The organism is Paenibacillus sp. SYP-B3998 (assembly GCF_010820665.1).
Classification (GTDB): domain Bacteria; phylum Bacillota; class Bacilli; order Paenibacillales; family NBRC-103111; genus Paenibacillus_E.
Map to the genome: position 1 here is coordinate 1 of NZ_JAAIKC010000005.1, position 11,563 is coordinate 11,563.

General features: G+C 40.7%; 10 protein-coding genes and 1 rRNA gene. 2 read left to right on the forward strand and 9 right to left on the reverse strand.

Annotated elements, in window-relative coordinates; all coding sequences use genetic code 11:
• The 9 genes from GK047_RS14690 to dnaA all read right to left on the reverse strand — a co-directional run.
• Window positions 1-62: ribosomal RNA gene (locus GK047_RS14690) — 16S ribosomal RNA — on the reverse strand; the annotation flags it as partial.
• A 347-nt stretch (window positions 63-409) separates the two neighbouring features.
• The gene (locus tag GK047_RS14695) at window positions 410-1,477 is read right to left on the reverse strand and encodes an HD domain-containing phosphohydrolase (RefSeq protein WP_163947914.1); all 1,068 of its coding nucleotides are present in this window, start codon (window positions 1,475-1,477) and stop codon (window positions 410-412) included.
• An 83-nt stretch (window positions 1,478-1,560) separates the two neighbouring features.
• On the reverse strand, window positions 1,561-4,041 hold the full coding sequence (gene gyrA, locus GK047_RS14700; RefSeq protein ID WP_163947917.1) for a DNA gyrase subunit A: 2,481 nt from the start codon (window positions 4,039-4,041) through the stop codon (window positions 1,561-1,563).
• A 45-nt stretch (window positions 4,042-4,086) separates the two neighbouring features.
• A complete protein-coding gene (gyrB, locus tag GK047_RS14705) occupies window positions 4,087-6,003 on the reverse strand; it encodes a DNA topoisomerase (ATP-hydrolyzing) subunit B (protein ID WP_163947920.1) in 1,917 nt (638 codons plus the stop codon).
• A gap of 36 nt (window positions 6,004-6,039) precedes the next feature.
• The gene (gene remB, locus GK047_RS14710) at window positions 6,040-6,288 is read right to left on the reverse strand and encodes an extracellular matrix regulator RemB (protein WP_163947924.1); all 249 of its coding nucleotides are present in this window, start codon (window positions 6,286-6,288) and stop codon (window positions 6,040-6,042) included.
• Window positions 6,289-6,293: 5 nt separating this feature from the next.
• Window positions 6,294-7,412, reverse strand: a complete 1,119-nt coding sequence (recF, locus tag GK047_RS14715) for a DNA replication/repair protein RecF (RefSeq protein ID WP_163947927.1) — start codon at window positions 7,410-7,412, stop codon at window positions 6,294-6,296.
• 29 nt (window positions 7,413-7,441) lie between these two features.
• Window positions 7,442-7,657: a S4 domain-containing protein YaaA gene (yaaA, locus tag GK047_RS14720; protein WP_163947930.1), complete on the reverse strand. Its 216-nt coding sequence runs from the start codon at window positions 7,655-7,657 to the stop codon at window positions 7,442-7,444.
• Window positions 7,658-7,693: 36 nt separating this feature from the next.
• Window positions 7,694-8,836 (reverse strand): DNA polymerase III subunit beta, encoded by a 1,143-nt coding sequence (dnaN, locus tag GK047_RS14725; RefSeq protein WP_163947932.1) that lies wholly within the window; start codon window positions 8,834-8,836, stop codon window positions 7,694-7,696.
• 179 nt (window positions 8,837-9,015) lie between these two features.
• On the reverse strand, window positions 9,016-10,389 hold the full coding sequence (gene dnaA / locus GK047_RS14730) for a chromosomal replication initiator protein DnaA (RefSeq protein ID WP_163947935.1): 1,374 nt from the start codon (window positions 10,387-10,389) through the stop codon (window positions 9,016-9,018).
• Window positions 10,390-10,886: 497 nt separating this feature from the next.
• Here dnaA and rpmH point away from each other — a divergent pair, with 497 nt between their 5' ends.
• The gene (gene rpmH / locus GK047_RS14735; RefSeq protein WP_163947939.1) at window positions 10,887-11,021 is read left to right on the forward strand and encodes a 50S ribosomal protein L34; all 135 of its coding nucleotides are present in this window, start codon (window positions 10,887-10,889) and stop codon (window positions 11,019-11,021) included.
• 159 nt (window positions 11,022-11,180) lie between these two features.
• Window positions 11,181-11,540 carry a ribonuclease P protein component gene (gene rnpA, locus GK047_RS14740; protein WP_163947943.1) on the forward strand — a complete coding sequence of 120 codons (360 nt, stop codon included), beginning with the start codon at window positions 11,181-11,183 and terminating at the stop codon, window positions 11,538-11,540.
• Window positions 11,541-11,563: the final 23 nt, after the last annotated feature.

The window sequence follows — 11,563 nt, forward strand, 5'->3', positions numbered from 1 at the left end:
ACTTGCATGTATTAGGCACGCCGCCAGCGTTCGTCCTGAGCCAGGATCAAACTCTCCATAATAGTTAAACCTATTTGAAAGCTTAATTGCTCATTTGCGTTGCTAGCGAGATTTGCATCTCTTTTTTTGGTCGATTGCTCGACCGTGCTTCTTTCACTCGTTGTTCAGTTTTCAAAGATCAATTTCTTTCATTTTAATCCTCCGCCCCTCAAAGGCGACTTAATCAATATACCACATCTGCCTATTCGATTGCAAGAACTTTTTTTATTTCTTTACTTTCTTTCGTTCTGCCTCCGAAGCGACAAGGAGTAATATATCAAAACTGAATAAATAATGCAAGCTTTTTTTAATAAAATACAAAAGAAGATGAACCCCACTTCAAGAGAGTAAGGGGTTCATCTTCCTATGACTAAATCGTGCCAAGCACATCTTGAATAAATAAACTTCTTTCCAAAGCTAAGTTAACAATCGTACCGTTAATATTTATCCAAGGACGTGTTGGATAAGCCCGATCCGAGAAAACAATTTCACCAACGCGATTATCACTGAGCTTTACTAGCGTGCCATTACTGATTTGAGTTGACTTGTTAATAAACACCTGAACAAGAGTTGGATCAACTTTGCCAAATGATTCAGTGAAGAGCTGCTCAAGTACGAGATAGGGAGACAAAGCTGTGCGATAAGAGCGGACATTCGTCATCGCGTGATAAATGTCCGCAATCGCTACTATTTTTGCATACAAATGAATTTTGTCACCTTTTACGCCTAATGGATAGCCAGAGCCATCCTCACGCTCATGATGCTGTAGTGCACTTAGTTTTACACCTTCATTGATAGCCGTAATATTTTTCAATATGTTATATCCAATTAACGTATGCGCTTTGACTTCATCCATCTCCGAAGAGGTTAATGGATTCTTCTTTTCAAGAATTGCGTAATCAACCTTGGCCATTCCAATATCGTGCAATAGCCCGGCCAGTGCAATCTGCATCAAATCTTTTTGCTGAAGTCCGTGCCATTTGGCCAATGAGTAAGAGGTAAGGCTGACCATAATGCTATTGTGATAAATATAATCTTGTAGATTTACATTTTTAGGCGTAAAGGTGAGCACTTTGTAGGCATCAATATGTTGGATGAGGGCCTCTAGTCGAGTTCGGATATCCAAAATGGGAAAAGGTTGTCCCCCACTTGCCAAACGAAAAATGCGCTTAAGCAGCGTTAACATGTTCTGATACTCTACATAAAAGGGATGAACTGCGGAACTTTCCGTAGGTCTCGCTTCCTCTACAACTACTTCAGGTTCAGCCCCTATTTTGGATTCGATAAACACAGAAGGAATAAGAAAAGCTTTTAAAATCTCGATTTCTTTTTCTGTTATCACTTTCCCTTTATAGAAAAGCGTGCTACCAAGCTTCGTTAGAACGTTGTCGCCCAGTCTTTCCCCATATTTCAATTGAGTAACAGCTACTGTCGGCACGAATATTCACTCACCTTACTTGATCTAATACTTAGTATTGTAAATGAAAAGGGATGGGTTTGTAAGCCCCATCCCAACATTTATTACTCAGTAACTTCAGTTTCTTCCCAATCTCCATCTTCTTCGCTCTCGCTTTGTTCTTCGTTCTTTTGCACGCGAGCCAACGTTCCGACTTCGTCATCTTCTCTTATATTGATAAGACGTACACCTTGCGTATTCCGACCCATCATGGATATTCCATCCATACTAGTACGAATTACCGTGCCTGATGCCGTAATGATCATTAAGTCTTCATCATCTTGAACGACTTTAAGACCGACAATTGGGCCGTTCTTATCCGTAACATTCAAAGTTTTAATCCCTTTACCACCACGTGATTGAATGCGGTATTCCAAAACAGGCGTTCTTTTACCGAAACCTTTGGAGGTTACAATCAGAACACTATTATCCTCTTGGATAACATCCATATCAATAACAGCATCTTCTTTATCTAAATGAATACCTTTAACGCCTGTAGCCGTTCTTCCCATCGAACGAACATCCTGCTCTGGGAAATGAATCGACATACCGAACTTGGTTCCCATAATAATGCCTTGGTTTCCATCCGTCAGCTTGACGCCAATTAGATCATCATCTTCACGCAAGTTAATGGCAATTAAGCCACCTTTACGAATATTGGAATAATCGTCGATTGGTGTTTTCTTCACTACACCTTGCTTCGTTGCGAAGAAAAGGTATTGTTCTGTTTCAAAGCTTTCAATCGGAATTACAGCATTGATGGTCTCGCCTTGCTCAATTTGAATCAAGTTAATAATAGGTGTCCCACGTGCCGTACGACTCAAATCTGGAATCTCATAGGCTTTCAGACGATATACTTTTCCTTTGTTCGTGAAGAACATAAGGTAGTGATGCGTATTGGATACGAATAAATGTTCGACAAAGTCATCATTCTTCGTATCCATTCCTACTACACCACGCCCGCCACGTTTTTGATTACGGTACGTCGTTACAGGCAAACGCTTAATGTAACCAGTATGCGTAATTGTTATGACAACATCTTCGCGTGGAATGAGGTCTTCATCTTCGATACTTTCAAGACCTACTGTAATCTCGGAACGTCTTTCATCTCCGAATTTTTCTTTGATCTCTTTTAATTCTTCACTGATGATAGCCAAAATGAGTTGCTCATCAGCCAAAATTGCCTTGTATTCCGCAATTTTCTTCATAAGCTCTGCATACTCGGCTTCAATTTTCTCACGTTCTAATCCTGTCAAACGCTGTAAGCGCATATCAAGAATAGCTTGTGCTTGGTCGTGGCTTAAGTTGAAGGTAGTAATAAGACCTTCTCTAGCTTCGTCTGTCGTTCGTGATGCACGGATCAATGCGATAACTTGATCTAGATGATCAAGGGCAATACGCAGACCTTCCAAGATGTGAGCGCGTGCTTCCGCTTTACGTAAGTCATACTCTGTCCTACGGCGGATAATTTCTTGTTGATGCTTGAGATAGTAATACAACATCTCACGCAGATTTAGTACTCTCGGCACGCCGTTTACTAATGCTAGCATAATGATACCGAAATTAGACTGCATTGAAGTATGTTTAAATAAATTATTCAGAACAACGTGTGGATTAACATCACGACGAAGCTCGATGACGATTCGCATCCCGTTACGATCGGACTCATCACGAAGATCAGTGATACCATCAATTTTCTTTTCCCGAACAAGCTCAGCTATCTTCTCCACTAATCTAGCTTTATTTACTTGATACGGTAATTCGTTAACAATAATTCTAGCTTTATTATTATTCTCCTCAATTACCGTTCTGGCACGCATTGTGACGGAACCTCTACCTGTTGAATACGCTTGTCGGATACCCTCACGACCTAAAATGAACCCAGCTGTCGGGAAGTCTGGTCCTTTAATCACTTGCATAAGCTCAAGTGGGGTGACATCTGGGTTATCGATCATCATCAGAATGCCTTCGATGACCTCGCGCAAGTTATGAGGAGGAATGTTCGTTGCCATCCCAACGGCAATTCCTGAGCTTCCGTTTACGAGTAAATTCGGAAAACGAGAAGGGAGAACGACTGGCTCATGCTCTTCACCATCATAGTTAGGGATATAATCAATTGTCTCTTTATTAATATCGCGGAGGATCTCCATCGCGATTTTGGATAAACGCGCTTCTGTATAACGCATTGCCGCAGCCATATCGCCATCAATTGAACCAAAGTTACCATGACCATCTACAAGCATGTAGCGCAGGGAAAAGTCTTGGGCCATCCGGACCATCGTCTCGTAGACCGGACTGTCTCCATGCGGATGGTACTTACCGATAACTTCGCCAACGATTCTCGCAGATTTCTTATGCGGTTTGTCGGATGACATGCCCAGCTCGGACATCGCAAACAAGATACGACGATGAACTGGCTTAAGACCATCTCTTACATCGGGCAGTGCACGACTGACAATGATACTCATCGCGTAATCCATAAAGGAAGTACGCATTTCTGTACCAATATCAATTTCTTTGACTTGCGAATGTAATTCTTCGCTCATGAATGTTCCTCCTGAAAGCTTACATCGTTTGCAACGCCTAGGACGTTAAATATCTAAGTTTTTCACGTATTTCGCATGTTCTTCGATGAAATCTCTTCTTGGTTCTACATTGTCACCCATAAGCGTATCGAAGATGGCGTCTGCTTCAATTGCATCCTCGATAGTTACCACGAGCATAGTTCGGCTATCTGGATCCATCGTAGTTTCCCACAGCTGTGTTGGATTCATTTCTCCGAGCCCTTTATAACGCTGTACATTAACTTTGGCGCCTTCGCCGAATTCCTGCATGATCTCGGCTCTTTGTTTGTCATTGTAAGCATAGCGTATTGTTTTGTTTCTCTCCAACTTGTAAAGAGGTGGTTGAGCAATATAGACATAACCGGATTCAATCAGCTTTCTCATGTACCTGTAAAAGAAAGTAAGAAGAAGTGTCCGAATATGCGCACCATCCACGTCGGCATCAGTCATAATAATAATCTTGTGATAACGGGCTTTTGTAATTTCGAAATCTTCACTTATTCCGGTTCCAAATGCCGTTATCATTGAGCGAATTTCGATATTTGATAAAATCCGATCTAATCTAGCTCTCTCTACATTCAGAATTTTACCGCGAATGGGGAGAATGGCTTGGAAATGGCGATCCCTCCCTTGCTTGGCAGAGCCACCAGCTGAGTCACCTTCTACAATGTAGATTTCACTAATCGATGCATCTTTTGAGGAGCAATCGGCTAGTTTACCTGGCAGAGAACTAACTTCAAGCGCGCTTTTACGACGGGTCAGCTCTCTTGCTTTACGTGCAGCTTCTCTCGCCCTTGCAGCTTGAATCCCTTTTTCAAGGATTTTCTTGGCAATCGCAGGGTTTTCGTTCATGAATTCTTGAAGCTTTTCTGCAAATAAGGATTCGACAATCCCGCGAACCTCGCTGTTACCAAGCTTTGTTTTTGTTTGTCCTTCAAACTGAGGCTCCGGTATTTTCACCGAGATAATAGCAGCCAGTCCTTCACGAACGTCATCGCCAGAAAGATTAGAGTCATTTTCTTTAATAGAGTTTGTTTTGCGCGCATAATCGTTCAAAATCCGTGTCAGCGCACTCTTGAAACCTGATTCATGGGTTCCGCCTTCATGGGTATTAATGTTGTTTGCAAAAGAATAAATATTTTCTGTATAGCTATCGTTATATTGCAGAGCGATCTCGATCGATATATTATCCTTGGAGCCCTCAACATAGATAGGTGTCTGGTTGACTGTTTCACGATTTCGGTTCAAGTACTCGACAAAAGATACAATTCCACCTTCATACATGTAGGTATTGACGGTATCTGTACGTTCATCAACTAAGTTAATTTCGATCCCTTTATTCAAGAAAGCAAGCTCTCGGATTCTTGATTGGAGAATATCGTAATCATATTCAAGCGTTTCTTTAAAAATTTCAGGATCGGGATGAAAGGTAATCTTAGTTCCGGTTTCTTCGGTTTCACCTACTACCTTGAGATCATACTGAGGTGTACCGCGGCGATATTCCTGTTGATGAATTTTACCTTCACGTTTAACTTCTACGGTCAATAGCTCAGATAATGCATTCACGACGGAGATACCTACACCGTGTAATCCCCCTGATACTTTATAACCCGAATCTTCTCCACCGAACTTGCCTCCTGCGTGAAGAACTGTAAGCACAACCTCAAGTGCAGGACGCTTCATCTTTGCATTTATGCCAACTGGGATTCCTCGTCCATTATCGATAACGGTTACAGAGTTGTCCTTGTGAACGAAAACGTCGATCTTCGTACAAAATCCGGCTAGAGCCTCGTCGATACTATTATCGACAATCTCCCAAACGAGATGATGAAGTCCCCGGCTGCTGGTTGAACCAATATACATACCCGGTCTTTTACGAACCGCTTCTAATCCTTCCAGTACCTGAATCTGATTTTCATCATACGCATTTTGATTCACAGACATGTTATGCTTCACCTGCTTTTTTATAGTCAAAACTGGTTAGTTCGTTAATAATTGATGAGCTCTTTTTTTGAGGGTCGTAGATGAAATTGGAGAATAATACACTTTATTCTGCGTAACAACGAGCGATTTGCACTCTTCCTCACCGATTTGCTCTGTTTTTTTATCTTTCGCAGCTTGCTGAATAAACTGTTTGGATATTTTGGAAGACTTCTCGACCGAAATATCGAAAATTGCAATCAGTTCAGAAGCTCTTATAATTTTTTCGCCACCCAAATGGATAAACACGCTCTTCAGCTCCTGCCGCTTACATTTCCTTTCAAAACATGGAACACGGAAGCATGATCAAGTTGGTCCAAATGGACGCTTTCTAGACCTGTTGTTGTAATAAAAGTTTGCACTTTTTGTTGAAAGGTACGGATCAATTGTGTCTGCCTATATTCGTCTAGTTCGGAGAGAACATCATCCAGCAGCAAAAGCGGATACTCGCCGACTTCCTCATGGATAAGTTCAATTTCGGCAAGTTTAAGGGATAACGCAGTTGTTCGCTGCTGCCCCTGAGATCCGTACGTTTGGACTTCTTTATCGTTGATGAAAAAAAGAAGATCGTCTCGATGAGGGCCAACAAGAGTGACACCCCTTCGAAATTCCTGATCTCTAACCTGTGTTAACTTTATCATAAATTGGTCTAATAAAACAGATTCATCTTCAAACTGCTGCATTTCAAAAGATGGGGCGTAGCGAATACGGAGCTCCTCAGTGTTATTAGTGATCCCTTTATGAATCGTTTCAGCCCATTGTTGTAGCTTCTTAATAAAGCTTTGACGTTTTTTCATAATTTTAACACCATATTGGGCTAATTGTTCATTCCAGATGTCCAGCATAGCGTCAGGAGAACCTTTTGCAGAGAAAGATTGTTTTAAATAATTGTTTCTCTGCAGCAGTATTTTTTGATATTGGGACAAATCATAGAGGTAGGAGGGCTGAACCTGACCAATCTCCATATCCAAAAAGCGCCTGCGAATACCTGGCGTTCCTTTAACGATTTCTAAATCTTCTGGAGCAAACATGACGACGTTCAGCGCACCAATAAAATTACTTAATTTTTTTTGCTCGAGTCCGTTAATCTTAGCCTTTTTTCCTTTTGGAGAAATAGACAAATCTAGTTTGCAATTTCCGTATCTCTTGTTGATCTCTGCATGCAGTTGCGTTTGCTCACCGTTCCAGCCGATTAACTCTTTATCCTGATGGGTCCGATGAGACTTGGTCATCGCAAGCACATAAATGGACTCCAACAAGTTTGTTTTACCTTGAGCGTTTGGTCCTACGAATATGTTCACATTGCTGTCTGTCGTCAGCTCAACATGTTCATAATTCCGATAGTGACTAAGGGCTAGCTTCGTTAAGAACATGGCCTATCCTCCCTGGATGTTTGATCCTATCAGGAGCTTATCACTTCAAATTGCCCGAAACCCTCTACGTTTACCACATCATGCGGTACAAGTTTCCGTCCTCTGCGGTTTTCAGCTTGCCCGTTCACTTCAATTTTCTCTTCTTTTACAAAAAATTTAGCTTGTCCACCTGTGGATATACAGTCAGCTAACTTTAAAAACTGCCCTAACGTTATATATTCAGTGTTGATCGCAACTTGTTTCATGTACTTAAACTCCTTAAGGGGATTTACAACTTAAATTTAATTAGTTGTGCGGTAAGGGAGAATCAACTGAAGGATATTGGTTGAATCTTCTGGTTTCATAATGATCGGCTGCATAGCTCCTGTAAATCCAATATGGATTAATTCTGAGTCAAGCACCTTTAATGCATCAAGCATGTATTTGGAATTGAATGAGATTCTTAGCAGTTCGCCTGTAATGCGCTGCAAATTAATTTGTTCGGTTACTTTTCCAAGCTCAGAGGAACTTGAAGAAATTTCAATCGTTTGATCTTCTCGCATGATCATTTTAACAATGTTTGTCTTATCTTCTCTGGAGAGTAGGTAGGCGCGGTCAATCGCTTCTGCCAGCTCTTTGGTTGGTACGACCATTTCCGTTTGATAGGACTGTGGGATAAGTTTTGAAGTATCCGGGTATGTACCATCCAAAATCCGAGAATAGAAAAGAATGGAGTGAATTTTGAATAAAACCTGATTATCTGAAATAACAATATCAATAAGCGAATTTTGATCAGGCAAAATTTTGCTTAATTCATTCAACGTTCGCCCGGATATAACGATATTTTGTAAATTTGGCGCCGATTCAATTTCAATTGTGATTTCTCTGCTAGCTAGTCGGTGTCGATCACAGGCAATAAATTTTAGCTTATCCCCAGAAATGTTCCAAAGAACACCCGTTAAAATTGGCGTAGATTCGTTAGTGGAAACAGCATATGAAGTTTGCTTAATCATTGTTTTTAATAGATCACTTGGAATACGCAGCATTTTGCTTTCTTCGATCTCAGGTAACAATGGATATTCATCGGGATCAAGTCCCATGATTTGAATTTCAGATGAGCCTGAACGAATCGTTGTTTGAAAATGATGACCTACTTCAATTTCGATGTTTTGAGAAGGCAGTTTGCGAATAATTTCAACGAAAAACTTTGCAGGTAAAACAACACTTCCCGCTTGGAAGAGATCAATAATCTTGAGTGTTCCATTTTCCGAAGGGGTAAAACTTTGAATCGAGATGTCGGTGTCGCTAGCTGTTAAGGTCACACCGCTTACGGTTGCATCTATTTTGATCCCTGTAAGAATAGGTATGGTTGTTCGACTGGAAATAGCTTTGGAAACGTGTCCTATGGATTCGATCAAGTGATCCTTGAGAATGGTTAATTTCATGATTTCACTCCTGCGGTTCTTTTTTTCGATGCGTTAGCATAATCATTATATAATATCATTTTTTATTAGTAATAGCAGTAGGGGCTCGGGATATGTGGATATGTGGATGAACCCCATAAAAATCAAGCCTATCCACATGTGAATAGATTGTGCATAGGCTCAGTATAATTGAGAAGTTATTAAGAGGGGTTTTTTATGCGTTCTGTCAGGTTATGAACAACCTTGTATAATTCTTGATCGACTTTCAGTTGTTGAAAAATTTTCTCATGTGCATGTATGACCGTTGTATGATCACGACCGCCAAAGTTTTCTCCAATTTTGGGCAGAGAGAAATCAGTAAGCTCACGAGCCAAGTACATAGCAACTTGTCTTGGGAAAGCCACGGCTTTGGTTCGTTTACGCGCTTTAAAATCCTCTAGCTTTAATCCATAGAATTCTCCTACACGCTGCTGAATATCCTGAATTGTAATTACCCTTGGTCGACTTGATGGAATAATATCTTTCAGTGCTTCGGCTGTAAGATGAACGCTAATATCTTGGTTAATAAGAGACGAATAAGCGACGACTCGAATGAGGGCGCCTTCGAGCTCTCGAATGTTCGTGTCGATCTGATTGGCTATATAAATCATAGCTTCGTTAGGGATTTCTAGATTTTCAGCCTTTGCTTTTTTGCGTAAAATAGCGATACGTGTTTCTAAATCTGGTGGTTGAATATCGGTAATTAAACCCCATTCAAATCTGGAGCGTAAACGATCTTCCAGGGTTGGAATTTCTTTTGGTGGGCGATCACTAGAAATAATAATTTGTTTACCTTCTTCATGAAGTGCGTTAAATGTATGGAAAAATTCCTCCTGCGTTCCTTCTTTGCCCGCGAGGAACTGAATATCATCAATAAGCAGCACGTCGATCGTTCTATATTTATTGCGAAATCCTTCACCTCGGTTATCACGAACCGCATTAATGAATTCATTCGTGAATTTCTCTGAGGAAATATACAAAACACGCGCATCTGGGTTGTGTTCGAGAACATAATGCCCTATCGCATGCATCAAATGTGTTTTTCCTAAGCCTACTCCTCCATAGAGAAAGAGCGGATTGTAAGCTTTAGCTGGTGCTTCCGCTACGGCCAGCGACGCGGCGTGGGCAAATCGGTTGCCTGAGCCGATGACAAACGTGTCAAAGGTGTATCTGGCGTTCATTGCGTTCATCATATTCGTAAAGGTTTCTTCACTTGCAACAATGGCTGGACCCTTAGGAGGGATAACCGCTTGCAGAGCCAAGGCAGGTTGTGATTTTTGTTCATCCATTTCGATCGTAAACTTCACGTTGACATGTTTTCCGGTGAAATCGTGTATGGTTCCTTCAATTAGCTTGGTATAACGGCTTTCAAGCCACTCTCTAGCAAAATTGTTGGGTGCACATATGACGACAGTAGAATCGTTGAATACTGTCGCTTTGGTTGATTTCAACCAAGTATCGAAGCTTGGTTTACTGAGTTTAGTCTGGATAATTGTTAAAACTTGCTGCCACAAGTCAGTAGTATGGCCTTCCACAGTAATTCACTCCTTTGAAATCAAACATGTGGCGTAAGGCCAGCAAAGAAAAGCTATGTCAAAACAGGACAGCTTTTGTCGTTTTATCCACAATATTAAGGATCGGTCGAAATGACTTGTTCTTCAAGAGGGAAAATTGTTCACAATGTTATCCACAGGCTGTTGATAAATCGGAGGCTGATTGGGGTATATCCACAACAGAAACATTATCATCTTAACAAAAGATTACTTGTTAATCAACGGAATGTTTGAATTTATCCACAATCTCCATAACTTGTGCATATGTTTTATTCACACCACAAGATATTGTTGATATTTTGTTAATTTTCGACAAGGTTCTCTTTTGTATAAGAAAAATTTATGCACAGGTTGTTCTTTTTGCAAAAAAGGCTTCCGTCACCTGCACACTCGGGTAGGTTGACTTTATGTCGTGGAAATGATTTAATGAGTAGTAGAAAATTTGTAGGATGGATATCCTCAACAGGGAGGTGCTATAGATGGGTCCGACGTTTAACCCGAACACGAGAAAGCGTAAGAAGAATCATGGTTTCCGTAAAAGAATGAGCACGAAGAACGGCCGTAAAGTGCTGAGCGCTCGTCGTCTTAAAGGAAGAAAAGTTCTTAGCGCGTAATTAGCGTAAAAAGAGAGGCTCCGAAAGGGGCTTTTTTTTGTGTATATAGTTGCACATATAGAATAGCTAGTTTTAATGTGGCGTTTTCTGTTAATGCTGTTATATGAGGAAAGAATCTAATTTATTCTTGAATGTAACCTGTCTGGAGCGTACAAACTTGTGGAAAAAACATATAGATTGGCCAAGAGGGAAGATTTCAATAAAGTGTATCGGTATGGAAAATCGATGGCAAACCATCAGTTTGTCCTTTATTACTTGGCGCAGCCGAAGTTGGAGCAATTTCGCTTAGGTGTTTCGGTCAGTAAAAAAATAGGGAATGCAGTTGTTAGAAATCGATTAAGAAGGATGATGAAGGAAATCATACGTTTGAATAAAGATAATTTGACCCTTCATTATGATTACATTTTAATTGCGCGAAAACCGGTTGCTGAGATGGAGTATGCGGATATGCAGAAGAGTATATTTCATGTCATTCGCAAAGCTTCTTTATATAAAAGAAATGAGCCGATAAAAAAGTAACGTATTATTTCCTTGCGAGCTGA

Coding starts and splice junctions, on each gene's coding strand:
- gyrA (WP_163947917.1), bottom strand. CDS start 4,041: ATGAGCGAAGAATTACATTCGCAAGTCAAAGAAATTGATATTGGTACA.
- gyrB (WP_163947920.1), bottom strand. CDS start 6,003: ATGTCTGTGAATCAAAATGCGTATGATGAAAATCAGATTCAGGTACTG.
- recF (WP_163947927.1), bottom strand. CDS start 7,412: ATGTTCTTAACGAAGCTAGCCCTTAGTCACTATCGGAATTATGAACAT.
- yaaA (WP_163947930.1), bottom strand. CDS start 7,657: ATGAAACAAGTTGCGATCAACACTGAATATATAACGTTAGGGCAGTTT.
- dnaN (WP_163947932.1), bottom strand. CDS start 8,836: ATGAAATTAACCATTCTCAAGGATCACTTGATCGAATCCATAGGACAC.
- rpmH (WP_163947939.1), top strand. CDS start 10,887: ATGGGTCCGACGTTTAACCCGAACACGAGAAAGCGTAAGAAGAATCAT.